Source organism: Bdellovibrio sp. ZAP7 (assembly GCF_006874645.1).
Taxonomy (GTDB): Bacteria; Bdellovibrionota; Bdellovibrionia; order Bdellovibrionales; family Bdellovibrionaceae; genus Bdellovibrio.
This window is the reverse complement of sequence record NZ_CP030082.1, coordinates 483,264-508,089: the sequence shown is the minus strand read 5'-3', so window position 1 is coordinate 508,089 and position 24,826 is coordinate 483,264. Positions and strand designations below refer to the sequence as shown.

The 24,826-nt window shown below is 45.3% G+C and carries 24 protein-coding genes; 5 read left to right on the top strand and 19 right to left on the bottom strand.

The features are described from left to right. Nucleotides 1–433: 433 nt before the first annotated feature. The 7 genes from DOM22_RS02545 to DOM22_RS02515 all read right to left on the bottom strand — a co-directional run bounded on the left by DOM22_RS02545 (nucleotide 434) and on the right by DOM22_RS02515 (nucleotide 10,275). Nucleotides 434–1,816: an aldehyde dehydrogenase family protein gene (locus tag DOM22_RS02545; RefSeq protein ID WP_142698880.1), complete on the bottom strand. Its 1,383-nt coding sequence runs from the start codon at nucleotides 1,814–1,816 to the stop codon at nucleotides 434–436. A 56-nt stretch (nucleotides 1,817–1,872) separates the two neighbouring features. Further along, the gene (locus DOM22_RS02540) at nucleotides 1,873–3,426 is read right to left on the bottom strand and encodes a chemotaxis protein CheB (RefSeq protein ID WP_142698879.1); all 1,554 of its coding nucleotides are present in this window, start codon (nucleotides 3,424–3,426) and stop codon (nucleotides 1,873–1,875) included. Further along, a complete protein-coding gene (locus tag DOM22_RS02535; protein WP_142698878.1) occupies nucleotides 3,426–4,190 on the bottom strand; it encodes a chemotaxis protein CheW in 765 nt (254 codons plus the stop codon). The genes DOM22_RS02540 and DOM22_RS02535 overlap by 1 nt, the downstream gene beginning before the upstream one ends. After that, the gene (locus DOM22_RS02530; RefSeq protein WP_142698877.1) at nucleotides 4,187–5,917 is read right to left on the bottom strand and encodes a chemotaxis protein CheA; all 1,731 of its coding nucleotides are present in this window, start codon (nucleotides 5,915–5,917) and stop codon (nucleotides 4,187–4,189) included. The genes DOM22_RS02535 and DOM22_RS02530 overlap by 4 nt, the downstream gene beginning before the upstream one ends. 282 nt (nucleotides 5,918–6,199) lie before the next feature. Next, on the bottom strand, nucleotides 6,200–7,711 hold the full coding sequence (locus tag DOM22_RS02525) for a di-heme oxidoredictase family protein (protein ID WP_142698876.1): 1,512 nt from the start codon (nucleotides 7,709–7,711) through the stop codon (nucleotides 6,200–6,202). A 4-nt stretch (nucleotides 7,712–7,715) separates the two neighbouring features. Then, nucleotides 7,716–8,804 carry an imelysin family protein gene (locus tag DOM22_RS02520; RefSeq protein WP_142698875.1) on the bottom strand — a complete coding sequence of 363 codons (1,089 nt, stop codon included), beginning with the start codon at nucleotides 8,802–8,804 and terminating at the stop codon, nucleotides 7,716–7,718. Between the two features lie 52 nt (nucleotides 8,805–8,856). Continuing rightward, the gene (locus tag DOM22_RS02515; protein WP_246845818.1) at nucleotides 8,857–10,275 is read right to left on the bottom strand and encodes a hypothetical protein; all 1,419 of its coding nucleotides are present in this window, start codon (nucleotides 10,273–10,275) and stop codon (nucleotides 8,857–8,859) included. 148 nt (nucleotides 10,276–10,423) lie between these two features. Between DOM22_RS02515 and DOM22_RS02510 the strand changes: the two genes are divergently transcribed. Continuing rightward, entirely contained in the window at nucleotides 10,424–10,762 is a 339-nt protein-coding gene (locus DOM22_RS02510; RefSeq protein WP_142698874.1) for a hypothetical protein, read from the top strand. A 153-nt stretch (nucleotides 10,763–10,915) separates the two neighbouring features. Here DOM22_RS02510 and DOM22_RS02505 read toward each other — a convergent pair whose 3' ends face one another. Further along, nucleotides 10,916–11,149: a DUF1653 domain-containing protein gene (locus tag DOM22_RS02505; RefSeq protein ID WP_142698873.1), complete on the bottom strand. Its 234-nt coding sequence runs from the start codon at nucleotides 11,147–11,149 to the stop codon at nucleotides 10,916–10,918. Between the two features lie 2 nt (nucleotides 11,150–11,151). After that, a complete protein-coding gene (locus DOM22_RS02500) occupies nucleotides 11,152–11,544 on the bottom strand; it encodes an HIT family protein (protein ID WP_142698872.1) in 393 nt (130 codons plus the stop codon). Nucleotides 11,545–11,647: 103 nt separating this feature from the next. Here DOM22_RS02500 and DOM22_RS02495 point away from each other — a divergent pair, with 103 nt between their 5' ends. Continuing rightward, nucleotides 11,648–12,541: a universal stress protein gene (locus DOM22_RS02495; protein ID WP_142698871.1), complete on the top strand. Its 894-nt coding sequence runs from the start codon at nucleotides 11,648–11,650 to the stop codon at nucleotides 12,539–12,541. 22 nt (nucleotides 12,542–12,563) lie between these two features. Here the strand turns inward: DOM22_RS02495 and DOM22_RS02490 are convergent, their stop codons facing one another. The 6 genes from DOM22_RS02490 to DOM22_RS02465 all read right to left on the bottom strand — a co-directional run bounded on the left by DOM22_RS02490 (nucleotide 12,564) and on the right by DOM22_RS02465 (nucleotide 19,339). After that, nucleotides 12,564–14,144, bottom strand: a complete 1,581-nt coding sequence (locus DOM22_RS02490) for a L,D-transpeptidase family protein (protein WP_142698870.1) — start codon at nucleotides 14,142–14,144, stop codon at nucleotides 12,564–12,566. A 195-nt stretch (nucleotides 14,145–14,339) separates the two neighbouring features. Continuing rightward, the gene (locus DOM22_RS02485) at nucleotides 14,340–15,479 is read right to left on the bottom strand and encodes a citrate synthase (protein ID WP_142698869.1); all 1,140 of its coding nucleotides are present in this window, start codon (nucleotides 15,477–15,479) and stop codon (nucleotides 14,340–14,342) included. Between the two features lie 51 nt (nucleotides 15,480–15,530). Continuing rightward, nucleotides 15,531–16,424, bottom strand: coding sequence for a PP2C family protein-serine/threonine phosphatase (locus tag DOM22_RS02480; RefSeq protein ID WP_142698868.1), 894 nt, complete (start codon nucleotides 16,422–16,424; stop codon nucleotides 15,531–15,533). Between the two features lie 87 nt (nucleotides 16,425–16,511). Further along, nucleotides 16,512–16,904: a hypothetical protein gene (locus DOM22_RS02475; protein WP_142698867.1), complete on the bottom strand. Its 393-nt coding sequence runs from the start codon at nucleotides 16,902–16,904 to the stop codon at nucleotides 16,512–16,514. A 14-nt stretch (nucleotides 16,905–16,918) separates the two neighbouring features. Further along, a complete protein-coding gene (locus tag DOM22_RS02470; protein WP_142698866.1) occupies nucleotides 16,919–18,874 on the bottom strand; it encodes a DUF4105 domain-containing protein in 1,956 nt (651 codons plus the stop codon). A 189-nt stretch (nucleotides 18,875–19,063) separates the two neighbouring features. Further along, nucleotides 19,064–19,339 carry a DUF2388 domain-containing protein gene (locus DOM22_RS02465; RefSeq protein WP_142698865.1) on the bottom strand — a complete coding sequence of 92 codons (276 nt, stop codon included), beginning with the start codon at nucleotides 19,337–19,339 and terminating at the stop codon, nucleotides 19,064–19,066. Nucleotides 19,340–19,597: 258 nt separating this feature from the next. Here DOM22_RS02465 and DOM22_RS02460 point away from each other — a divergent pair, with 258 nt between their 5' ends. Further along, nucleotides 19,598–19,927, top strand: coding sequence for a hypothetical protein (locus DOM22_RS02460; protein WP_142698864.1), 330 nt, complete (start codon nucleotides 19,598–19,600; stop codon nucleotides 19,925–19,927). On the opposite strand, the gene DOM22_RS02455 is transcribed toward DOM22_RS02460, so the two are convergent. From DOM22_RS02455 to DOM22_RS02440, 4 genes are read right to left on the bottom strand one after another with little or no spacing between them, the layout of a single operon-like run. Next, complete coding sequence (locus tag DOM22_RS02455) at nucleotides 19,920–21,092, bottom strand: hypothetical protein (protein ID WP_246845817.1); 1,173 nt, start codon at nucleotides 21,090–21,092, stop codon at nucleotides 19,920–19,922. The two genes, DOM22_RS02460 and DOM22_RS02455, sit on opposite strands and share 8 nt — an antisense overlap. Then, nucleotides 21,070–21,825, bottom strand: coding sequence for a class I SAM-dependent methyltransferase (locus DOM22_RS02450; protein ID WP_142698863.1), 756 nt, complete (start codon nucleotides 21,823–21,825; stop codon nucleotides 21,070–21,072). Before DOM22_RS02450 ends, DOM22_RS02455 begins: the two co-directional genes overlap by 23 nt. After that, nucleotides 21,798–22,868 carry a prenyltransferase gene (locus DOM22_RS02445; RefSeq protein ID WP_142698862.1) on the bottom strand — a complete coding sequence of 357 codons (1,071 nt, stop codon included), beginning with the start codon at nucleotides 22,866–22,868 and terminating at the stop codon, nucleotides 21,798–21,800. The genes DOM22_RS02450 and DOM22_RS02445 overlap by 28 nt, the downstream gene beginning before the upstream one ends. Continuing rightward, nucleotides 22,865–23,824, bottom strand: a complete 960-nt coding sequence (locus tag DOM22_RS02440) for a polyprenyl synthetase family protein (RefSeq protein ID WP_142698861.1) — start codon at nucleotides 23,822–23,824, stop codon at nucleotides 22,865–22,867. The genes DOM22_RS02445 and DOM22_RS02440 overlap by 4 nt, the downstream gene beginning before the upstream one ends. 81 nt (nucleotides 23,825–23,905) lie before the next feature. Between DOM22_RS02440 and DOM22_RS02435 the strand changes: the two genes are divergently transcribed. Together DOM22_RS02435 and DOM22_RS02430 are read left to right on the top strand one after the other, a co-directional pair. Continuing rightward, a complete protein-coding gene (locus DOM22_RS02435) occupies nucleotides 23,906–24,322 on the top strand; it encodes a thioesterase family protein (RefSeq protein ID WP_142698860.1) in 417 nt (138 codons plus the stop codon). Beyond that, nucleotides 24,322–24,777, top strand: coding sequence for a YkgJ family cysteine cluster protein (locus tag DOM22_RS02430; protein ID WP_142698859.1), 456 nt, complete (start codon nucleotides 24,322–24,324; stop codon nucleotides 24,775–24,777). Before DOM22_RS02435 ends, DOM22_RS02430 begins: the two co-directional genes overlap by 1 nt. The last annotated feature ends 49 nt before the right edge of the window (nucleotides 24,778–24,826 follow it).

Genomic DNA, 24,826 nt, shown 5'->3' with positions numbered 1-24,826 from the left:
TGGATGCGCGAACCGGCGCAGCCGGCGACGGTGAACCACGGATGGTGTGTCGCGAAGTTGCAGCTCTAGGGAAGCGGGCTTCAAGCGTGGCCTCTCGACCGAAGTCTGTGAACGCTTCTTGCATTGGCACACTGTTGCTTCCCTGCATGGATGTAGGGGCTTAGCTCAAGGATGAGATAAAAATGGAAGAAACGAAGATCAATTATTTCGAGAAAACTGATAGTCCCAAGCACCGCGAGTTTATAATTTCCCAAAACAATTGCATACTTTGCGGCACCGTCCTCGAACTCAGACACGTGTCTGATCGCAACGTTTCCGAAATTACTGAGGAAGCATTTTGCTCTCATTGTGATGTCAAAACTCGTGCAAGAACGCACATTTTGAACTAAATCGCGTCAACAAATCGACATGCCATTTCGTCACAACTTTGACGTTATGGCGCTATCGTCAACTTTTTTACGTCCGAATAAAATGATCCCGACCAAGACATCTCAGTAATTCCAAAGCTTGATTGCTTCACACCGAACACAGTGTGGGGCTCATTCACCAGCCACTTATTCAAAGACACCTGGCCCACATCCAACTTTTCAGCGACCTTGGCAAACTTCTCTTCAGATCCCCATACGATGGCAGAATGACCCAGATAACTCGTATTCGTCCACTTCACTGCTTCATGTTGGTATTTAACGGATGTTTCCAGGAACAAAGGCGCAAACAACTCATCCTGTTGCATGACGGAACAATTTGGAAGGTCCGCCATGAATGTAGGTTTGACGAAATTTCCTGCACCATCTTTTGAGGGTTGGGCAAAAACTTTTCCATGTTCCGAAATACCGAACTGAGTTTTTTGATTTAAAATCTCGGCACGATCTTTGGAAATCAATGGCGTCCAGATGGAATCCCCTTCAGGAGAATTCAACGGCTTCAAATCCGCCAAAAAGTTTTTAAGCTCTTCATTGAATTCCTTAACAAAGGAATCCAACACAAACAGACGAGTCATATTCCAACACATCTGACCTTGTCCCAATAGGAACGGCGCCATGATCTCGGCCATGCGATTCTTAAAATCAAAATCATTCAAAACAATTGCAGCGTTTTTAGCACCGCCACCAAGCTGCAGCTTTTTCATTTGAGGAAGGGCTGCCTTGGCAATCGCTTCCATCGTCGAGGATTTACCCGCAGCCGTGATCGCACGAATCCCAGGGTGACCTGCGATAATTTGTGCAACCTCTGCTCCCCCATTTAAAACTTGTACCAAGCCCAAAGGGAGTTCCATGGCTTTAAACGCTTCACCCAAAATTTTTGCAGTGATCGGAGACTGTTCAGAAACTTTGATGATAACGGCATTACCTGCGGCCAACGCTGGCGCCAAACGCTCAGTCACCAGGCGCAAAGACAAACACCAAGGAGTGATGATTCCAATCAGCCCGGAAGCTTTAACGACTTTACCTGCAGATAATGGCTTTAACAAATCACTCGCCGTTTCGCGAAGGATAGAAATGGAAACCTGGACGCTATTTTTTAAAACAAATTTCTGAGGTAGGCCTTGATGAAGGGCTTCTTGATAAGCGATCTCTGAAGCATTCTGCTCAAGGTAGGCCGCAAGCTTATTCAACAGTTCTGCACGAGATTCTGGAGTGGAAGTTTCAAATCCTGCCAAAGCTTTTTTCGAACTCTGCAAAGAAAGAATCACATCCATCGCATCGGAATCAGCAACCGAAGCCAATTGCGAACCATCAAATGGAGAGTATTTAGCAAAAGTCTTTGAATTTCCGGAAGCCTTAAACTCACCAGCAACAAAATTCAAAATTTCCACCGCGACCTCCCAACTCAAATAAGTTATCAGCCGCAGTGAAATTGCTTTTAGTGCGGTTAATATAGGTTTTGGTTACGGTATTGCATCAAGTACGCAGCCAAAGCTTCAGCTTTTAATACCTCATCTGCCACGCCAAGCTCAATCGCTTTTTGCGGGCCATAAGGGAACTGAGCTTCTTCTGGATGCTGTACGACGCTTGCGCCACCAAGTTTTTGCACCTCGGTCAGGCCGTTAACGCCATCAGTACCAAATCCACCCAACAGAACCGCAAAGACACCTTTTCCAAAGGAGTTCGCAGCAGATTGGAATAGGACGTTACTGGAAGGCAACTGAGACGCCACAGGCGCGCCTTTCTCAAGTTTCAAAACAGGACCTTGGGGACCCGTAACAATCTTACCGTGATGTTCTGACGGAATAAAATAGACGTGACCCATTCTAAGGAAATCCCCATCCTTACCCACAACTGGTGTGACTTTGGATTTCGCTTTTACTTTAGAAATATATGCCGTCACGAAATTCGCAACAGTACTGCAAGACACCACAACTGGCGGAGTATCCGCCGCAAGAGTTGCAATAAACTGTTCCAGTGCATCGGCGCTGCCAGCATTGCCACCGACCACAACGATTTTAAGCTCGGCTGCACGACGAACAGCTTTCGTAGGAACAGAAACACGGGCTTCTGAAGCCGGCGTTTCTTTTAACTTTTTAATCACATTCACAGATGCTGCTGCACGCACTTTCATAACCAGCGTTTCAGCGAGCTCCTTTAAAACTTGCGGATCAAACTGTGACGGTTTATGTACGAACTCTACTGCACCCAAATCCAAAGATTTAAGCGCGGCCTCCCCGGTATTCGCCAGAGAAGAAACCATCACCACCGGAATCGGATGATGCTTCATGATTTTTTCTAGGAACATAACTCCTGACATCTTTGGCATCTCGATATCCAAAGTCATCACATCAGGTTTTTTATTAACAATTAAATCGCGGGCTTGATAAGCATCAGCTGCTGCACCTACAACTTCCAAACCACTGCTGGTGAAGATTTTGGAGAACAACGTGCGCACTGTGGCTGAATCATCCACTACCAAAACTTTCACACCTTTAGCCACCGCCAAAGGTTTAAAACCAGACACGTCGACAGGACTGTCGGCGCCGCCTTCTTTTGTTTGATTATGCAAAACATCCGCAGTAGCCGTATTAAATTTTATAGTGCGCGCAGATTCGCCACCCACGTTGCGCTCGGTTATGGGAATACCCATTTCACGCAACATGCTCTCGGCAAGTTCAATGTTACGTTTACCGATGGCATCTCCCAAAGAAGACACACTGATAACGTTTCCGCCACCATAGACTTTCGCTTTTAATTGCGAGCGATTGGCACCCAGCTTTACGCAATCTTCCACCAACATTTGGATGGCGTGATTGCCATAACGAGAGTTCGCACGCTCATTAGGCTGCGCATCGGGCAATAGATAGTGATTTAATCCGCCGATTCGTGTTGTCGGATCATAGATCGCAACTGCAACGCAAGAACCCAACAGCGTGGAAATAACGGTCTCTTCTTTAAAGGCCGCGTGCTTACCAGGAAACAAATAATGTGAATTCATTAAGCCACCAATTTTTCAATATCGAGTACCATCACACTGTGCTCTTCCTTAACGAAAAATTGCTTGATGAAAGGTACCGTAAGCATGGTGGGATGATCACTTAAGTTTTGCATATCTTTGTCTTTAAGACTTAAAAGTTCATCAGTCTCTGTAACTTGTAATGAAAAACGTGTGCCGGCATGCTCACAGATAACGTAATAAAATTTATTCGTGTTTACAGAATGAAATCCGTATGATTTTAAGTCAATCACGGGAACCGCTTCGCCTCTGAATGGGATCACTCCGGCAAGACCTTCACGTAAGTCTGGCAACGGAGACATAGGAAGCGATGAGGTGATTTCAATCACATTTATAATAGGAACCACAAATTGCTGGCTCCCAGTTTTACAATGAAGGAAAAGAGCTTCGCGGCTGCTTTGGGCCACCAATGGAAACTGCAAAGCAAGTTCTGCACTGTCCTTACCATCAACTAATAAAGCAGCGAGATATTTTTGCAACAGGCTCAACGCCTTAATCATCTGCTCGGCGGAATCCAAGGAATCTGTTTTCGCGTTAAAATCGGTCAGCCAAGATTCTAAGAAAGTAAATTCGTTGGATTTTGCATCCACCACCCAAGATTCTGCTTTTTCGCGAATCTCGACTGTCACTTTTTGCAATGTACTTTCATCAATCAAGTCGATGAAGGATTCCACTTCTTTCAAAGTGGCATCCAGGAAATACTTTTTTAGCTCGACCGTAAAATCGTCACCAAAGAAGTCACTCATGCTGCCGCCTCCAAAGTTACAGATTGGCCAAGCATAGCCAGAATTTGCTCTGGATCAATGATGTAAGTGATCTTTTCATCAGCCAGGATCGAGAATCCTTTAAAGCCTTTTTGGGCCTTGATAATTCCACCAAATCCTTTAACTACCAGATCCGTTTGCGCTTCCACGCGATCCACCAGTAAAGCAATAATAGAATCTTTGATTCTGATAAAGATCGCGGTGTGACGTGCGACATCAGATTCCTGCAACAGCATTTGCCCCTGTCGAATCTCTTGATAAGTCATCAAAGGAACTGTCTGGTTATGGAACTGACAATAACGGAAGCGTTCTACGTAATTCAACTGAAGACTGCTGCATGAAGTAATATGAGCAACTGAAGTCAACGGCACAGCCACTTGAAAGTTATTCCAGCTTGCCACCATCGCCGTCTCGACCAAAATGTGAGACACTGCCGGATAGACCAGTGTAAATGTTGTACCAGCCCCCATTTGCGTGGAAATTGAAATGTGACCGCCGTACTTTTCCACCAACGTAGAAACAACGTCCATCCCTACACCGCGCCCTGAAACAGTAGTGATTTTCTCTTTTGTGGAAAATCCCGGCTCGAAAATACATTTATAAATTTCTTCGTCCGAAATGGTGGCCACGTCTTCAGGTTTCACCAGTTCATTGGTGATCGCTCTTTGCAAAATTCTTTCGCGATCAAGGCCTTTGCCATCGTCTTTCATAACGACATAGACGGTGCCATTTTTCTCACTCATCTCGATCGTCAATTGGCCAATGGAATCTTTACCTGCAACGGCACGTTCGAATTGGTCTTCGATCCCGTGATCGATCGAGTTTCGCACCAGATGCACCAAGGATTCAGAAATATCTTTGGCCAGGGATTTATCAATTAGGAAATCCAAGCCCACCATTTGCAACTGAACTGTTTTATTAAGTTCCGTGGCAGTCTGCCTGACCAGTACTGGAATACTTTGGAATGAATCCTCGGCCTTCTCTTTACGGATAACTTGCAGGTGAGACTGGAATTGATCCGTGATCTTGGTCAGATTTTGCGAAAAGTCGCTTTGACGGCGCTCGAACAACTCGGGTTGCGAGCGGAAGTTCACCGTTTGATTCATCATCGAGAAAAAATTCTTTAAAACCAAAAGTTCGCCACTTAAGCGCAACATTTCATTAAGCTGCTTATTGGACATCCACACGCCGTCTTCATCACCTGAAGCGACGATCGGTTTAACAGCAGCTCTTTTGGTTTTTCTTGGTGCCACACCGGAAAACTCAAAGCCATTGTAACGAGTGATCGTTTCGATCACCTCACTGAGCTCTTCCGGATACATTTCGCGTTTTTCGCGAAGGGTTTCCGCCAATTGCTTCATCAAGCGCGAGCTAAGTAAGAATAAATCAATGCATTCTTTCGTGACAGTTTGGGACTCCCGCTTGATTCGATTTAGCAAAGCTTCGAACTCATGCGATAAAGAGGCTAATAGCTGTCCGCCTGGAACAGATCCCACGCTGCCTTTGATTGTATGCACTTTGCGGAATAGGACATTGATGTGTTCAACGTCGTTTGGAGATTCTTCCAGACGCATGATAAGTGAATCCAAGCCGTCCAAAATTTCTTTGGACTCTTCAAAAAAGACGCGCGCAACCTCTTCGATTTGCTCAAAGTCTATCAACCCAGAAAAATCTGGTATGTCATTCACGCCGTTTTGATCGTCACTCATGCTGTGAATTTATCGGAATTTCGTATATTTAAAGGAGGCTTAGAACTTAAATGCGAGGACCAGAAATTTGGAATAGGAAAGGCGGCCTTTTGAGCCGCCTTTAAATGTGCAGAATTCTTTCGAATCCTTGGCGAAGGTCGAGTCGGCTAAGAAGCCGCCACCCCCGCCTTGGTTATGTCACATGTTTTAACCATAAGACCACCCCCTTCCCAGCCCCAATAGAGGCTTTCCACTATAGTACCTGAGTCGGAGGATGACTTTCCACTGTTTAGAAGTCCGGTTTTATAAAGAGCGAATAAATTGAATCAAAGCGATACGATCATCTTTCGGAAGCTGAGTGAACTTGGTTTTAGAATACTCTGCCTCACCGCCATGCCACAAAATCGCCTCTTCCAAAGTGCGAGCCCGGCCATCGTGCAAGAAGCCAGCACGTGGATTGATCGTTTGAGTTTGACCCATACCCCATAGAGGACGCGTCTTCCACTGATTTCCGGTCGCATCGAAATCTTGTCGGCCGTCAGCCAAACCAGGTCCCATGTCATGCAAAAGCATATCAGTATAAGGATAGATTTTTTGATTAGCAAAAGCCGGAATCTCGTGTGAGCCGGTTACAAAGCTTGGTTGATGACAGCTTGTGCAGCTAGTTTGGTGGAACAAGTTTGCTCCGCGGATAACAACAGGGTTGTCCACGTTACGGCGAGAAGGAACCGCCAATGTGCGAGAGTAGAATACCAAATCATCAGCCACTTCCTTAGAAGCCTGCGGCTCCTCTAGGGGCGGACGAGTTGCCATGAATTTATCGTACAATGGAGTTCCCGCGATGCTTTCATCAGGGAAAGCATAGTTCGTCACGCCGATATCGCCGCGCAAAGCGCCCAAGGATTGGTGAAAAACTGTGGGCGTGTTGTTTTTCAAACCAAAGCGACCCATAGAAACTGGGTACGCATCACCAGCCATAGATTTTTGAATATCAAAAACCATGTTCACTTGACCGTGAACACCTTCAGCAGACAAATCACGAGCGGCCAATGCACGGATATCAGATTCCTTGATCGCCTCGAGCAAACCCAAGCCGATCATCGGAGTCCCCATACGAGGCCCCATTTTCACGTCTTTTTCAAAAAGACGGCTGCGCATTTGGCCAGTCACAGAATCAAAATACTGATCGTAAGGAGAAGTCACAGTGAAGATTGGTTTACGAAGTTCAACTGTGCTGCCATCAGGATAAGTAAAAGATGACTTTTCAAAACTCATCCATACTTGTGCTTGTCCCGCACCTTCAAGATCTTCACGAACGCCGTAAGAACCCAAGTGGAACAATTGATCCGAGAAGCCAGGAACAGGAACCGGTGCACCCCAGTGGTTTGCAGCAGATTTAACTTTCTTTAGACCGTCTTCTATACTGATACGCAAGAAGACCGCTTCGTTTTGACGAAGCAAAACTTTTTCCTGACCGATTGGCAAAACTGGCAATGCACCGCGCCCGTCTTTAGCGTGGCAGGCATTGCAGTTCGTGTTGTTGTAAACAGGCCCCAAACCATGGTCAAAACGACCTGGATCATCGGAAAAATTTCTCTCAAAAAGGGCATCACCTGCCATGTGACGGCGAACTTCTTCTTCAGACAAATTTGCCGCAGGATTGCGGAATGCCTGAATCGACTCTCTTTTAAAAATCACTGTCGTGTCACCACCCGACATAACTGCATTGACGTAGTCCATATCGATGGCTGGAGCAGCCATCGCAGCTCCGCTAAAAAACAATTGAATCGCTAAAAATAGAGTCGATTTTTTCATATGACTATTTGTCCACCAAAGGAAGAACTTGTTGTTCCAAAACCGCGTGAAGTTGGTTCAATGCTTGAATCGCCTGTTGAGCACGTTGACGACCATCTGGAGTAAAGATCGCTTGACCGAAATCACCACCACCTGCAGGGCGGATCGCTTGGATCAATTGCATGCAACCCAAGATATGTTGTTCAATCTGTTGAGCCAACTGAGGATCGTGACGCTCAACCAGAGCTTTTACGCCCGGACCTTGAGACGTTCTGTATGTACCTGTATACACAGAGTAGATAGAGCGGATATTGAAAGTGAAATCGTTCAAAGAGTTCCAAGAGAACGGTGATTCAACTAATGCCATGTTTGCAGAATTGATGTCACCGCCCAAAGGATCCGCGATTTTACCATTTGCCACTTCATCAGCAATCGCCATCATGCCTTTTACAAGCTCTTCCAATACAGCCGCATCAGATGTGTAGAATTGATTGTTCCAACCTGGCTGCGCAAGAATCGCAGAATACCCTGGAGAAGAAGCATCTTCTGGATTCCAACGGTTCGTCCATGCATATGCCAAAGCTGCCGCATGCTCCATTTCAACTTGTGCCGTCGAAGAAAGGTATTCGAATTGTTTTGCAGTAAAAGCAGAAATCGGTTTTGTGTTGGAGTGAACTCCGTCACCAAACAACAGATATTCGATCGTGTGGAAACCTTGAAGGTTCGTACCCAAAGAACGAATCATCTCAGGAGTGATTGTTCTGCCAGAAGCCAAAACTGCATCCAGGTCCAATCTGTTCAAAGGCCAAGTATCAAGCATTGGATCGATACCCAAAGAATCCACAGGTCCGAACAAGAAAGCTTCAGAGGCTTCCCACGGCATACGAGCTCCGCGCCATGCGTTTTGCGCTTGAGCCAATGTTGCTTCGTTCGGGTTTTGAACGAAAATGTCGACAGCCTGTTTCAAAGAAACAGTCGCTTGTGCAAGCTCAACATAGGTTGCTGTGATCACGTTGTAAGACACGTGAGTGATGATTTCCTGGTTCGATGCAGCTGAAGCCTGACCGCCAATTACTAGCGCTAGGGCTGCTGTCATTAACTTAAGAGCTTTCATTTATTCTCCTGTTCAGACTTTGATTTTCAAAGACTGAGATTTATTTAAAAAACTAATTAAATTTTGCGATATCAAAACCAAACGCCAGGCCGAACCATTTCGTTTCCGGCATACCAATCAACTCTGTGCGATCTTCAGCGTATTGGAACTTCATAAACGCGCCTTGATCCCAAGCCCACATAAGACCCGTTGATGAACGAGTCCAATCGTAACGAGGGTATTTAGTGATGGATCCTTGGACTTCATCAAACGTGTTCACGTGCTCCCAACGAACGTAAGGTACCAATGTATTGTCGTCGAAAATATCGTAGGCAAGTTGCACGCTATCCAAAACCGCTTTGTGTCCCAGTGGCGCGAATGATTTCGGTTTCGCCAAGCCACCCAATGTGGAGTTCGCCAAAGCTACTTTGTCAGAGTTTTCCAAAGTCCCGCGCAATGATTCGCCCGTAAGCTGGAATTTCCAGATACGGTAGTTCACAAGCAATGACCAGATTTCAACTTCAGCGCTGACAGTCAGTTTGTCTTTTTTGTAGCGGTTGTTTTGAGTGTTGCCATTGTAGTATGCCAGACCAACGCCCGAGCCTTTCGCAACACTTCCGAATTCAAGGGAAGCCACGGTTGCCAGGTCATCTGCGTTTACGTTTTCGAACTGACGTTGGTAACCACCACCAACCCAAGAGTACGAACGGAAGAACTCAGAGTTCAATCCGCTGACCACACCCAAACGTCCAGTGAACTTCCAGATTTTCTGTTCAGCTTGAACACCCAACTCATTCCAGTGATAAGGAATCATTGCCGCTTCCACGTCGGAAGCTTGGATTGCATAATAACGGCTTGGTTTCTCAAGGATTGTTCCGATAGAGATAAACAATGGAAACTTACCGACTTTCAAAACACTATCCGTAGTAGGGAAAGATTTTTTGTATACGAACTCTGGGAGTGCAACCTCACCACCCTTTTCAACTTCGGTTTCAAACTCACCGAATTCTTCAAACGGGTCGAATTCCATCGCTGTACCAACACCACCATGTTCGATTTCAACTTCGAATTCAATTTTGCTAGTCGGTGTAAGTTCGTAATTACCTTCGAAGGCGATCTCCGCCAGGTCCATTTTACGACGGTTGTACTTTGTCAGGTCATTCACGGCTTTGAACGTTTCTGCCTGAGAGAACGTAAAGTACCCGTAGGATTTAAAACTAAATTTTGGGAAGGCCTTAAGATCTTCAGCCTTCGTCACCATCACCGTCGACACAGGGGCAGATTTTTCCGCTTCCATGTTAGATGTTGGTTCCGGTGTACCACCAGGAGTGGGTGAAGGAGATACGCTAGGCGAAGGAGCTGGAGCAACGGCCTGAACGGATGGAGTCACTTCATTAACAGTTTTCTCTTGGGCAAAGGCCTGCAAAGATAGAAGAAGGGAAAGGGCTATAACACGCATAATCAATTTTAATTCTCCAATGGCGGCAGTCATATATTCGGCCTTCACAAACGTCAATTTGGGTGCCCTAAGAACTATTGATCTGAACGCTAACTGAGAATGGATTGAGAATAAAAGATAGCCCTGTGTAATAAAGATAGGCTCCAACGGAGATGGAGTCGGGATGTTCTAGGAGGAACGCATGAAATCACTAGCTTTGGCTGCATTGATTCTTACAGGCACAGTCGCACACGCGGCGGATCTGAAGGTAGCCTGCACAGTTACTGAAAACAACGACAAGCAATTGGAGACGGTCATCAAGCCTGCTCTGAACGGCTACGGTAAAATTGGTGACATCGACGGTTTCAGCTTCCGCATCCGCAACAACGACGGCAGCCGTGTATCTCTAGAAATTTTTGATATTCCAGGTGAAGGCCGCTACTACGCCGACGCAACTTTACTGAAAGCCGGCGACTCCGTTGTTAACACCATCTGGAGAAGAGACGTCCTACTAGAAGTAAGCTGCCAAATCCCAGAATAAGGTACGTCCTTACCTAAAAAGGTAGGGCCTTAAAAAGGTAGGGCCTTACCCGATTAAAAATTAAAAAAGCCACGGGTATCCACCGGTGGCTTTTTTTTATAGCAAGTAAGGAAGTACCTTTTTAGGTAAGGACGTACCTTTTTGCCTTTTTGATTAATTGAATTGGAACTGGAAGCGTGGAATTTTTTTGCCGTCGACTTCAACGAGTTCGTTCCACATGGCTAATGGACGAGTCCACAAACGGCCCAATGAATTTTCATAAAGGCATTGATACAAAACCACTTCTTCCATGGTTTCAGAGTGTTTGCCCACTCCGATCACTTGATAGAGCTTTCCTTTGTAATGCTTGTAGATCGCGCCACTGATGGGTAATTGCTCTGATGCCATGATTACGCCAAATTCTTAATGATCTCTTGCTGGATCTTTTTCATTTCATCATCAGAGCGACGTGTGGCTTTTTTAAAATCCAAATCTGGAATCGACCACGCCGGAATCAAGTGCAAGTGATAGTGTGGCACTTCAAAACCTGCCACCATTTGTCCAACCCGGGGTGAACCCGATGCTTTCAAAATTGCTTTACCGATCTTTTGGGAAACTTTATGTAGATGCGCATATGTATCGGCAGGGACTTCCGTCCAATGATTGATTTCTTCTTTGCAGATCACCAATGTGTGGCCTAAATTGACCTGATCCAATGCCAAAAATGACAGGACTTTGTCGTCTTCATAAATTTTGTAACAAGGAAACTCACCACTGATGATTTTAGTAAAAACGGAAGCCATTCATGCACCTCTTGTATTTGGCCCCTAGTATAGAATTGCGATTTGAAGTCAGGCAATGACATTCGTTTGTGACAAGGAGTAGAATTAATTCTGCGAGGTGTATATGGCGTCTAAGTATATGTTAATTGCCGATGATGTTTTCGATGTATCTCCCGGTGCAAAAGCTCGGTCCGAAATGGTCCGCCAGTGCGGATTGAATCTGGCCGAGAAACTAAACGCCCCCGTCAGACTGTTGTACGTTCAAAATCCTATCGATATCACCATGAAAACCAATGAACGCACACGTATTCAAACGACTTTGGAGAAAATCCGCCAAAGCAGCAAGAAAATTCAAGTGATTGAAGCTTTCGGAAATCCCGTGGACGAAATTTTTCGTCTGGAAACCAGCGCCCCGCAACCCGGTTTGGTTGTAATCGGCACCCAAGGCAAAAAAGGTTTGGAAAGATTTTTCTTAGGCAGTGTCGCTGAAGAAGTCGTTCGCAATGCCGTTATCCCAGTCATGGTTATTGGACCAAAAGTTACCAAGGCGCCGGTAGGAAAAGGTAAAATTCTCCTCGCCACAGATCTAACTCACAATAGTCGTCGCGCGGAAGCCTATGCAAAAAAACTGGCAAAGGCTTTAAGCCTTGAAGTGGTCTTGATCTATTCGGCTCTTGAATCATTACGAATTGCTGAACAATATGCGGCAGCTTCTGGAACGGCATTCATGGATCAATCGACGATCGATACTTTGTATGCAGAGTCCAAAGAAGCACTGCTTAAAAAAGTAAAAGGCTTTAAAGCCGATGGCGTGAAATGCTCCTTTAAGATGGACTCTCATCAGCCGACCTCCCAGACAGCGATTGCTAACGAATCAGCGTCGGGAAATTATCAGTATCTGGTAATGGGAACCCATGGACGAAGTTCTTTCGTAAAAGCTTTCTTAGGTAGCACCGCACGCGAAACGATCATGAGCAGCACCGTTCCCACCATCGTCATTCGTTCCCACAATAAATAAAGAATTTTCCCCGAAGGGCTTCCTAAAAAGGAGCCCTCATCAAAGATAAAACTTTAGCATTTTGATTGTAGGAATCCGTCGCGAAACGAATCACCTTATCAGAGAACATTTGCGAAGTGATAAAGCCGATATAAACCGCGACTGGCTCTTTCAAAGAAATTTTAGTATCCTTGGTCATAACCTGGCCGGGTTTTGCGATCGTATTTTCAATCGCTTGGCGATCCCATGGCGTTCCACGCAATAAGTACTCTGCCAGATCCAATGGTTTTTCCAAGCGCACACATCCAGAACTAAGTTGGCGGTTTGCCTCCACAAAAAGTTCTCGTTGGTTGGTGTCATGCAGATAGATCGCAAAGGAATTCGTCAGCTCAAACTTCACAATACCTAAAGCATTTCCCAGGTGAGGTTTTTGGCGAATATAGATGTCAGCATCTTGGGCGCTATCATAAGCCCACCAGTTGATACTTGCAGGATCCAGTCTGCGCGTGAATTCCTTGTTCCAGACTTCGTAATTGTGAGAATCAAAATAAGCATTAATCTCCCAATAATTCAGTTTCTTGATATCCTCGACTTTGTCTTGAATGAAAATCGTCGGCGGCACAATCCAGAAGGGATTTAAAATCACCCGTACCAGGCTGTCTGCCATTGTGGGTGTTTTTCTTTCAGGACGACCATTGATGGTTTTAAATGCCATCGTAAAGCGTTCAGGTTGCGTTTTGTCGATCATCCCAAAGTAGGTCATCGCGGTGTTTACAAAAATGTATCTGTCTGGGAATGTTTGCGGGAACCAACGCATTTTCTCCATGTCTGCTTGAATCTGCCGTGTCCGGTCTTTACAAGAAACACTTAAAAAATTCCATGTGCGCCCACCTGGAGAAAGAATCCCATCAGGCTTCCAATGAAGATTCCACTGGATATCATTCACAGCAAGTTGTGCTTCCCTATCGAACGTCTCGTCGAAATTCACGATCGGATAACCCAGAAGATTTAAACGTTTTTTCAAATCAATTACGCCAGGGTTTTTCATGCCAAGTTTTAAAGGTTTTTTAAATGGTTTCAGAGGTGTCCAAGTACCATCACCGCAGGCTGGATAGACTTTCGCAATCGCCGCCTTCAGCGCATTGTAAGGGGGATTTTGCGGCGCCAAATTATCCATCAGCAGATCCGGGCGGGAGCCGCTGGAGCTAATCAACATTTGCAAATATTTTGGCGAGAGGAATTTTTTCTGCACGAACTTAACATCCGTTCCCATCAAAACGGGATTGGCACTTCCGATGGAGATGTCCTGCAAAAGTTTAAGGTAGTTATCGTCGGTTTTAGCTTTCAATCCGGGAGAACTCGCTCCGCCCTCTTGAAAAGCTTTTTCCATATCAGGGCGCCAGTAATAAACGGGATTCACACCATGCACCCAGGATTTCAACATCGTCGCTCGCATATCGTCGACACTCATGTTCGAAAAAAGCCGCGTGTAATCCCCAGGAGCAAATTGCGGTTCCGTTTCCAGGAAAGGGTTTTGCGCTTCAAGCTGCGCATAACTTTTATCAGCAGAATAAAAGCCAAAAGCCACCAAAAGAACGAGAATTCTTTTCCAGAACATATTCATAGCTTCTCCTTGCCGTCTCTATTCCATACTCATCCTGAGCCAGTGAATATGTTAGAGCCATCAAGGCCGTAGCCTAGAAAATTTCAGATTCTAAATGGATGGATTTGTGAAGATGCAAAAAGAAAAAGGGAGTCTTGCGACTCCCTTTACAGACCAAAATATTTTCCAATCCGACCAGAGTCGGAATGAATCAAACTATCGTTGGCTTACTGGTTTCCAAGTCAAACCTTCTTTACCAGCCCATTTACCACGAGGGCGGTAGATACGGTTGTTCGCGTATTGCTCGAACGCGTGAGCGCACCAGCCAGAAATACGAGAAGCTGCAAAGATCGGAGTGAACAAATCAGTCGGGATACCCATTGAGAAGTACACAGTCGCAGAATAGAAATCCACGTTCGGCATCAAACCTTTTTCATTGAACATTGTATCGTCGATCAAAGTCGACATTTGATACATAGTTTCCATGCCAGCCGCTTTAGTCAATTTTTCAGACATAGTGCGAAGGATACGAGCACGTGGGTCGCCGTTTTTGTAAACGCGGTGACCGATACCCATCACTTTTTCTTTGGCTTGAAGAGCATCTTTAACGAACTGTTGAGCTTTATCCATTGTGCCGATTTTTTGAAGCATCAAGATAACCTGCTCATTTGCACCACCGTGCAATGGACCTTTCAACGCGCCAATCGCAGAAACGATTGCAGAGTGAAGATCAGACAATGAAGAAGCTGTTACGCGAGTTGCGAATGCAGAACAGTTCAATTCATGGTCAGCGTGAAGAATCAAGCAAGTGTCCATTACTTTTACGTGTTCAGCGTTTGGCTCTTTACCGCCAGCAAGCATGTACATCATGTTCCAAGCAATAGACTTGTCAGTTTTTGGAGCTACAGGCTCTTTACCTTTGCGGATTGCATCGAATGCGCAAAGAAGAGTTCCCATTTTAGCTGTCAAACGAACAGACTTACGAAGGTTTGCTTCCGCAGACATATCGTTAGCATCTTTATCATAGTGAGCCATCAAAGATACAGCTGTACGCAACCAACCCATTGGGTGAACGTCAGTTGGAATGCCTTTCAAAACTTTGATGAAGTCTGGAGACAATGCCATTTCGCCGTGAAGTTCTTTAGAGAACTTTTCCAACTCAGAAGCGTTCGGAAGTTTGTCATTCCAAAGAAGGTACGTAACTTCTTCGAATGTAGAGTTCGCAGCCAAATCGTCGATTGTGTAACCGCGGAAATTAAGATTATCGCCAACGATGAAAGATACTTTCGTTGTACAAGCGACTACGCCTTCAAGACCTTTATCTAAAGCGCCTTCGTAGATATTTACTTCAGCCATGTGGGGTTCCTTTCCAGTGGAAGTAGAATAAAATAAGTCATATAAAACCAGCTAGTTCTTGGCAAGCTTGATCACTCGATCCTTCACCTCAGTGACGATCAGAGTCTGATCTCTGACGGGATCCTCTTTACCGGAATATTTTTGGTTCGCATAAAGAATCTCGTTACGCAGCTCGTGCACCCCCTGACGAGGCGCTTTTGATATGGCGTCCATCAGATTATGCCCACCCCAGCCAACTCCCAAAGAGTTCTGAGAGTTTTTGAGGCCTTCGGTCGCCAAAATCAGTCTATCACGGGGGTTCAGTTGAATGGTGCGACTTTGAGGCTCCGTGTTAAAATCCTTACCTAAGCTCGGCCCCGTCGCCATAAGTTCCGATAGTGCATCCTTGCCATAGATCTGGTGAAAGCCATCGATGTCGCCAACTGAACAATACTGAAATTCATAACTGCGTCGATCGACGACACCATAAAAGATATTCGCACGATCGTCGTTCGTGATGTTCGGTACTACGTCATTTGCCAATATACCCACAACTTTGTGAGCTTCAAGCCCGCGGCGTGCTTCCATCTGAGATGAAATTTTAATGATAACCGAAAGAAGCATCGAGGACAGGGAGTATCCAGTCGCACTGGAAATCAGAATTCCAAACTTCAATTTGTCTTCATGTTCGAAAATGTCGAAGTAATCCCCACCCGAACGAGTCCCCGGCAAAAACTTGGTGGAAAACTCGAAACCTTGAACATTGGGTAATTCTGTGGGGGAAAGTTTTTTCTGCAGCGCCTGAGCAAGCTTCAATTCCTGATTCATCTGATGAATCATTTTCTCCAGAGCTTGATTGGCTTTACCCAGTTCCAAACGATAACGATGAACTTCTGCTTCTTTCACAGCTAGTTCATGTTCTAAATCAGAAATGCGTTCTTTGAGAGCGTTTGGATCATTCGTCATAACGCTCTTATTTTAGATTTGTTTTACAGCCGAGTCAGGCAGTGATTCCTGACTCGGCCCTAAGTCGGGTCGACTAGAGTAAGCGAACTAAGGCTTGAACTGGATGATGTTCTCGATCTGCTGCTCTAAAGAAAGATCCTTAAGACCTTCACGAGTTTTAGATACTTCTAAAGTTCTTGCCAAGTACGGACCTACGGAACCATCCACTTTAAAAAGAACTGCTTCCTCTTGAGTTGCAGCCACTAGGTTTTTGTAATAGCAACCTGGACCAGCACCACACATCGTAGCTAAGGAAAGAAACATGGCACCTGTCGCGGCACTCATCGCAGAAGCTTGATCATTCGGATCCGGTTGCTGGTGGTGATACCCGCCGCCACCTGGAGGAGGATAGTAACCACCAGGCGCAGGACCTGGATAATATTGGGCCATCGCAGAAGCACCTGTAAGCATAATGATAGCGGTAACAATCGCCTTTTTCATAGGTTCACCTTTCACTACTTCGAGCGAAGCAGTTGCTGTAACAATTTAATATTTTCGTTGCTGGTCTCGACCTGCCTCATCAGAACGGTGTCGGTCAGTTGATCAGCCATTTTTTTTGTTTCTTCAGAAATCTTGATTGCTTCCTTGGCTTTCACAGCCACCAGCTCTTTCGCAGCTGCCATTTCCGCCGGAAGCGGTAAACCGTAACCTCTGCCCTTCGGCAAAAACGATGACGGTTTTGCGAACAACTCAGAAATCTTCATATAGTTTTTTGCGGTCTGCTGGGCTTTGTCAGCCTCGGCACTCGTCTTGCCTTCAGCCATCAAGCCGGTTAAATCCTGCAAAATATAAGTTTGAATCTGTCTTTGCGCCGCAAATTCCAAGACAAACAGTGAAGCAATCATTTTCTTATACTCAGGGTGAGATTTCGGAATGGCACGAATGACTTTCTGGCGATAAGCCGCATCGGCTTTGATCCACTCTTTAAAGACTTTCAGCGGAGTGAATCCCGCGTCTTTAATTAATTTGAACGTATTGTTATAGCGCTCTTCATAGGATTCAAAATAGTAACCCAATTCTTTAGCAGTTTTCGGATCTCTGAATACAGAATCATCCGCAAGATTCAATTTTTGCAAAACAGAATACAATCCTGCTGGAGTTTTAATATCCACATTCATCATGGCTGGCGATTGCAATACTGATTGCAACAGATCCAACGTTTCCGTCGCACAGTTTGCGGTGATAAATTTATATCTGCCTTCGTAACCCCAGTGCGTTTCAACAGAGCGTACGACCAGGTCACGGATTTGTTCACGGGTAAGCTTTAAAGGGATACTGCGCAATGAACGGAATTGCCCTTTTGGATATTCATCAACAACCTGACTTAAAGGCAAAATGAACAAACGGGAAGAATAATCTCCTGCCAGTCCCGCCCACATACTAAGCTGAATCGATTCAACCCAGGCACGGAAACTCAAAACCACGGAATATTCCACGTCACGAAGGCAATCAGGTCCCACTGTTTTGCGTTCTGGAGCACACATAACCAAGCGAATCATCGAGTGACCCCAACCCGAAGAAATGTCGCTGCCCTTTTCTGCAAATAGATAGTGAACTTGATAAATGCGATCCGGATTGATCTGCAAAATCTGACTGTACATCGCACCACTATTAGGAATCACATATCCCAACTGGGTTTCACACGTCACATTTTGAAAAGGCACGTGTTGGAATTGCGAAGACAGGACTTTATACAAAGAAGGACGACGACATTTAAACTGTGGATCCATCAGGAAGTATTCCATGTTCACAGCGAAATGCTCGCGTTTATCTTTAAGCTCATAGATATCTGGAGAACGTTGATTCATCACGTTCTCGCTTTGCCCCGTCCAACCCGCGACTTGCAAATAGTAGGGATTCGAAGAGAAAGAAGTCGTCATCTTTTCGTAGTATTTGCAGGCATACGGACGCGGTCCATTTTGAATGCGTTCCTCTTTGGATTTTGCAAACTTGGTGTCACAGCGTCTGATCATTTCTTTTTCTGAATCACTGTGAACATTGGCAAAATCATACAAGTGAGTCGTTTCATGTAGGACTGTCGCCAGCACTTCGTTGTACATATTGCCATGAGTGCGAGTCGTGCGCGTGGAACCTTGAGGTCCTTTAACAATTTCCGCCAGCATCAATGTATTGATCGTCAGATCACGACGTTGAAAGCTTGCGACACCGATATTCGGAGAAAGTGCACTGAACGAAGGAAGCTGATCGAATCGCACGTCGACGGTCCTTAAAGCCGCCTTTAATGTTTCAGGAAGTTTTTGTTCTGCTTGCTTTAAAAGATTCTGGACCGCCACACGTTGATCGGAAGGTAAAGACGTTACCAGACGATATTCAAAACCATGGGCCATCACTCCCGTCAGAAGCGGCAAAGAGAAGGCGATGATGTGTTTAAAAAGCGGAGTTTTAAGCATAATCAATTACTTACAAAGTTCCTGCCACAGGGAAGGTGCCTCAAATAGAACCAATCGCTTTTAAAGTCTTTAGATTGCTGGAGATTTGAACAGGGTGCCGCTTTTGGGCAGGCAAATTAGTTTGCTCAGCTCAAAATAAAAGGCCACCAGAGGGTGGCCTTCTAAGCAATATACGTGGGGGTTTTCTAACTATTTTGCGTTCGCGATCGATTCTGCAAGCTCCATATTTGAACCTTTGTTCCCGTTCTTTGAACGGATAACTTCGAACGTGCGAGCCAATTGAGGTCTCAACTCTTTACCACCTGAAGCGATATAAATCGCAGCATCCGGTTGCGCATCTAAAAGCATTTGCTCATACGCAGTTTTTTCCTGGTTCGCTTGAGTGATTTTGATGGATGTTGAGATTTCCAACGCCATCGCATTCATCGACATTGCGGATACTAAAACAAACAAAACACTTTTCATGGGGGCTCCTTTAGATCTTTAATTTTTTGAATCTGGAATCCTAAGTGCAACCCACGGACCACACAAAGAACCGATTAAAGCTCATTTCAGATGACCAAGGAGTAGACACGAACCAAAAATTGGAAACAAAAAGATAATTAGTCCCTGTCCGGAACTAGAACATCTGTCGGACAAAGGGCCCTTTAAACACTATTTCAGCTGGGAAATGATATTGCATGGCTGATTCCTGCGCGGGCTAAAAGAAAGAAACGAAGGAACATGCTAAGAATTGAAAATCACCAGATTCAGTATTCCGGACAAAATCTTTTCCTAATTCACACGATAGAAAACGCTATGGAGTTCGAGGACGGGATTCTGGTTTTATTGAATATCTTCAATGAAAAGATTCCGACCCGAAAGCTCTATGACAATATCCTATTTCTGAATAAAGACATGAGCATTCGCTGGCAGATTCAAGGGCGTAAACCCCGCTTCTATACGGCGATTCTAAAATTCGGATCGCAAGCCAAAGCCCTCGATTGGGAAGGCTTTAGCAATTCAATTGATTTGGATACTGGAAAAGTTATCAAGGAAGAATTCCCTAACTAAGCATCGCTTCCAAATTGGAAAGCTGCTGTTCTTCCTCTTTTAAACGAGCTTGGATTGGATCTGGGACTTGCCCCTCTTTCAGAGTGTTGAGTCCTTGCAAGTGATACCGTACCTCACTTAAGCGTTTATGAATTTTTGATTTCGCCCATTGATAAACTCCAGGCGAAGCGAACTCCTCAGACAACCAAACTTGAGAAATGTATTTTGGATCTTGCATCTCGTCCAATTGCTTGGTGCTGCCGAAGTGGCCCCACACCATTTGCGCCAAGAACTGCACACTTAGAATGATCAAAAATAGAATCACGTATTGCAGGCTCTTATCCTGATAGGCGCTCATTTCGGAAGTGTATCCCATGTTAAGGGTGACCCGGACTTCCCCGGCCAAAAGCATTCCCAAAATAGCTCCCGCAATTGAAACCAGAGAGAATTGTAAACCCACACGACGGCAATCCTGATTCAGAGACCGCGTATGCCACCAGAATAAAATCATACGGCCCACACGTTCACCCGCAAGCAAGGCGATCGCACCATTTAAAGAAATCACATTTACAAATAAAAGGGAAAGCCCCAAAGCCAGGGACCAAAACTCTACACGCACCACCAAACTGATCAAAGCCGATGCAAGCAAGATAGAAGCCACCGATATGATTCTTCCATCAGCCAGGAAAAATGCCAAATCACTTTGCCCTAAGGCCATAATCAAAACGTTGGAGTTTTTTAGCATCAACTCCCCGCCAATCAAAAAGATTCCTGTACCTAAAATCCATTCTAAAACTGTGCGGATTTTGGGTGTCATGATGACCGTGATCAGTCCTAAAGCACAAAGCCCCAACAAGAACGACCCATTGAAACTTAGGAATAACATTCCCAATATGGCCACCCACCAGGCACCCAGCGTGGAGAGACACATCACCAAAGCACTGGGACGCAGGCTCGCAATACGCAGATTGTACATACCCATTCCGGCATACAAAGATTTTTGCGGAGATACTTCCAGCAATACCACATCCAGACAGTACTGAAACATTTTGATCATTTTCGGTTGATCGATGTTCTTATCCAAAAAAGACTTTTGAAAAGAGCGGAACATTTGCGCCGCACTTTTTTGGGACTTCGTCAGACCAAACATCATCAGGACAAAACTACCCAACCACATAAGAATCATAACGAACCACCTTTCCTTCAAAAGAGTGAATCACACCGGGCAACAGTTGTTCCGCGTGGATCGGTCTTTTGACTACCACCCGTTTCACTGGCCACTTCAGGGCTTCTTTTAAAACCTCTGCCGCATCATCATCGTGGCCGACCAGATCGCGGAACACGACCATCTCTTGCTTGGGCAATGATGACTTTTTCTTATGCGGATACATGGGATCAAAATAAATAGAATCGATCTCGATTTTTCCGTTTTGCTCGCGCAGGAAGTCCAGGCTGTTTGCAAAGTGCAATTTATAAGACTTTAGATATTCCTTTTGTGTTTTCGCGAAGGCTTCACTTAAAAGCGCATACAAAACCGGCGAACGCTCGACACCCGTGACTTGAAATCCCAATTGAGTCAGAAAAACGCTGTCGATTCCCATGCCCACAGAAAGATCCAAAACTTTCTTGCAACCTTTAGCCGCGCCCAAAGCTTTGGCGATCATTTCCTGCTTTCCGCGGTGACCTTTGCGCTCGTAATCCAGATGATTTTTGTCGAAGTCGATTTCCAGCAGACGCTTATCTTGATCGCGCACGTAAACGCGCTCGCCTTCTACATTGAAACGGAAATAGTAAGAATCCACAGAAGGAGGGTTCAAGGGGCAATTTAAAAACTGAGCCCACTGGTGTCCCTTGGATATTCCAGCATCATCGGCGATGACACAGATTTGTTTTAGCTCGCCAGAAGATACCAAAGACATTCAAACACCCACAGTCCAATGGTGAATAAGAACAAAGTGAATCCGTATTTGAAAACCTGGCGTAAATCACCACCCACAGGGCTAGAAAGGCTTTTAAGCTTGGAAATGAAAGTACAAGACAAGAACACCAGCGCCACGCTGACGTAAACTCCCCAATACTTTCCGGCATACACCGTGTGATAGAAAAGATTGATGATTAAAAAAATCGCCCACCAGATCGCAATCAAGCGACGAGAACGATCAAAGCCCAACCAGTTCACAGTATTTCTAAAACCGGCCTGGCTGCTGGGAAGAATATTAATAAAATTACGTAGGTGGACCACAAATAAAACAGCCCAGCCCCAAACGACACCAATCCACAAGGACTCTTTATCAAATGGAGCCCCCATCGCTAACTGATAGCCCACCGTCAACAGGGGACCAAACATCAGGAACAGCGCGAACTCGCCACCAATTTGATATTTAAAGGAAATGCGTTTTTGAAACTGCGCCCACAAACCAATCAAGGCTGCCACCACAATCACGATTGCAACTTCGTTGTATGCAAACATCACTGGCAAAGAGCAAATCAAGGAGATCCACAAAAAGACCGTCGATAGCGATTTGATATGAGCTGCCGTCGTCCAGCCGTTTTGAATCGCACGACTGCCACTGCGCTCAAGAACCCGATCCACCCCGCGCACGTGATCTGTATAGTCGTTGCGAAGGTTTACGGAAATAAACGCGCAGATCACACCGAACGTAGAAATCAAAGTGGAAATAGGATCACGCAAAGTCTGATCCACAATATTTTTTGTTAGAATCAAGAACAGCGGAACCAGAATAAACAGAAAGCTTCTGAACTTGACCGTTTTCATGATGCGCACGATACGCGGAGGAAATTCTAAAGTACTGACTGAAACAATTTTAAACGTCACGGTTTCAGAGGCGGAATTCACATTCAACGTCTGCACAGGCAAAGCACGCTTGTCCTTGGCAAAAGTACCAAGCAAGTAGGATTCAAATTCAGGCGAGCTTTTGCTTAAGGTAACGAACTCACTCACGAAGAAGGCTTCCTTCTCCAATACAAGATCTCCGTCAAAGGACGAAGTTGATTGATCAGCTTTTCCTCACCCGGTTTTAAATGCTTTTTCAAGCGTTCCAAGTGATGATCGTACATGGCGATCAAACCTTTGTTCATTTCATCAAAGGCTTCCACTTTTTTATCAAAAGCTTCTTTGCCACCGATGCTTGCATAGTACTGCTCAAGGTTTTTAGATTTTACGATTTGATCGATCTCCTGGCGAGTGCGACCTGCAGTCACATAGGCACCAAAAGAATTCAAGTAACCGGATTTCAAATCACCCAAGATCGCTTTGCCCTCGTCATTACGGATGTCGTAATCGAGCAAATCATCAGAGCGTTGAAACAATTGACCTAACAACGTTCCCATCTCTTCCAGGATTTGGTGAAGTTCAGCATCATAGCGTTCCTGTGCGATGAACGGTGCACGGATACACCATTTGAACAACGAAGCCGTTTTCAAATTATGAATACGATCCAACTGCTCAAGCGTCACAAAGTAGTCACCAATCACAGAATCCTGCAACCACTCACCTTCCAAAAGGTCCGAGATGATTTCCGCTGTGTATTGCACAAGTTTGATATTGCCGTGACCAGATAGATTCACCATCACGCGCGCAAGCAAGTAGTCACCCGCAAGAACTGCGTATTCGGGAGTGTACTTAAGCCACGCCGTCGTTTTACCACGACGAAGATGAGAGCGATCGATCAAATCATCATGCAACAACGAAGCGTTGTGAATGAACTCGATCGTTTGCGCCAAAAGATGTTCAGACTTTCCATCCAGAGAAAGACTGGAAGACATCATGCGGATCAATTTCGCGCGGAATCCTTTGCCTCCAGAAAAGAGGTCATCATAAAGCTTATTCAGCTTTGGTAAGTAGGCAGGGAAATCCCTGGAATCATAGACTTTCAGATCAATGACATTGCGCGACAATTAAGACTCCTAATGAGGCCCCAAAATGGCGATATTCGCGCTTGCTGTCAAGGCCATTACAGTCTTAAAGTTCCAATCATTATGAATAAAGTCTTCCGAACGAAAAAGACCCTGACTTTCAGGGAAGCTGATCCCGCGAAAATCATGTTTTTTGGGAATATTTACGGCTTTGCCCACGACGCCTTTGAGCAATTCATCGTGGACGCCGGGTATACTTGGAAAGAGTATTTCCAGGATCAGAACTATGCGATCCCCCTTCGCCACTCTGAAGCCAACTATCTGGCTCCATTTTTTCCGGGCGAGACCTACGATATTTCAGTGATGGTCGCAAGTTTTGGTGAAACTTCTTTCAAAATGAAGTACGTCTTCACTCAAGGCGATAAAATTCATGCGGTGGTCACGATGGTTCACTCTGTTTTGGATTTAAAAACTAAACAGAAAACGGCGATCCCTGCGTTGATGAAATCCCGTTTGGAACCTTACTTGGAGAAAAATTAGTGGAAGAGTTCAAGTTCACAGGAAAAGAATGGTGGCGTGAAGGCGTGCGTTTTGAATGCACAGGTTCCGGCAAATGCTGTACTTCCCATGGCGAGTACGGTTTCGTTTATTTGAATCTTGAGGACCGCCAACGTTTTGCCAAACACTTGAAGATCAGCACTTCGGCTTTCACTCGTCGTTATTGCGAAAAAACCGGCGGCATCTGGCATTTGAAAGAAGATCCCAAAAACACAGACTGCATGTTCCTTAAAGGCAAGGGTTGCGGAGTTTACGAAGCTCGCCCTACTCAATGCCGTACTTGGCCGTTCTGGCCCGAAGTGATGAATGCAAAATCTTGGGCAAAAGATGTCAAAGCCTTCTGTCCCGGCGTGGGACGTGGAAAAGTCGTTCCAGCCGAAAGCATCGAGCGCCAACTGCGCGAACAAATCGAAAGTGAAAAAGGCTGGGGAAAATAATTTCCCCGTCTCATTTCGAAACGCGGTTCTTGCAACTTCCTTACAATCT

Bases quoted from the DNA above. Each gene is read 5' to 3' on its own strand.
- DOM22_RS02450 (WP_142698863.1), bottom strand. From the start codon at position 21,825: ATGTCTTTGGTATCTTCTGGCGAGCTAAAACAAATCTGTGTCATCGCC.
- DOM22_RS02520 (WP_142698875.1), bottom strand. From the start codon at position 8,804: ATGAAAGCTCTTAAGTTAATGACAGCAGCCCTAGCGCTAGTAATTGGC.
- DOM22_RS02475 (WP_142698867.1), bottom strand. From the start codon at position 16,904: ATGAAAAAGGCGATTGTTACCGCTATCATTATGCTTACAGGTGCTTCT.
- DOM22_RS02435 (WP_142698860.1), top strand. From the start codon at position 23,906: ATGAATAAAGTCTTCCGAACGAAAAAGACCCTGACTTTCAGGGAAGCT.
- DOM22_RS02530 (WP_142698877.1), bottom strand. From the start codon at position 5,917: ATGAGTGACGATCAAAACGGCGTGAATGACATACCAGATTTTTCTGGG.
- DOM22_RS02480 (WP_142698868.1), bottom strand. From the start codon at position 16,424: ATGACGAATGATCCAAACGCTCTCAAAGAACGCATTTCTGATTTAGAA.
- DOM22_RS02465 (WP_142698865.1), bottom strand. From the start codon at position 19,339: ATGAAAAGTGTTTTGTTTGTTTTAGTATCCGCAATGTCGATGAATGCG.
- DOM22_RS02460 (WP_142698864.1), top strand. From the start codon at position 19,598: ATGCTAAGAATTGAAAATCACCAGATTCAGTATTCCGGACAAAATCTT.
- DOM22_RS02470 (WP_142698866.1), bottom strand. From the start codon at position 18,874: ATGCTTAAAACTCCGCTTTTTAAACACATCATCGCCTTCTCTTTGCCG.
- DOM22_RS02490 (WP_142698870.1), bottom strand. From the start codon at position 14,144: ATGAATATGTTCTGGAAAAGAATTCTCGTTCTTTTGGTGGCTTTTGGC.
- DOM22_RS02515 (WP_246845818.1), bottom strand. From the start codon at position 10,275: ATGACTGCCGCCATTGGAGAATTAAAATTGATTATGCGTGTTATAGCC.
- DOM22_RS02495 (WP_142698871.1), top strand. From the start codon at position 11,648: ATGGCGTCTAAGTATATGTTAATTGCCGATGATGTTTTCGATGTATCT.
- DOM22_RS02485 (WP_142698869.1), bottom strand. From the start codon at position 15,479: ATGGCTGAAGTAAATATCTACGAAGGCGCTTTAGATAAAGGTCTTGAA.
- DOM22_RS02525 (WP_142698876.1), bottom strand. From the start codon at position 7,711: ATGAAAAAATCGACTCTATTTTTAGCGATTCAATTGTTTTTTAGCGGA.
- DOM22_RS02510 (WP_142698874.1), top strand. From the start codon at position 10,424: ATGAAATCACTAGCTTTGGCTGCATTGATTCTTACAGGCACAGTCGCA.
- DOM22_RS02505 (WP_142698873.1), bottom strand. From the start codon at position 11,149: ATGGCATCAGAGCAATTACCCATCAGTGGCGCGATCTACAAGCATTAC.
- DOM22_RS02500 (WP_142698872.1), bottom strand. From the start codon at position 11,544: ATGGCTTCCGTTTTTACTAAAATCATCAGTGGTGAGTTTCCTTGTTAC.
- DOM22_RS02455 (WP_246845817.1), bottom strand. From the start codon at position 21,092: ATGATTCTTATGTGGTTGGGTAGTTTTGTCCTGATGATGTTTGGTCTG.
- DOM22_RS02540 (WP_142698879.1), bottom strand. From the start codon at position 3,426: ATGAATTCACATTATTTGTTTCCTGGTAAGCACGCGGCCTTTAAAGAA.
- DOM22_RS02535 (WP_142698878.1), bottom strand. From the start codon at position 4,190: ATGAGTGACTTCTTTGGTGACGATTTTACGGTCGAGCTAAAAAAGTAT.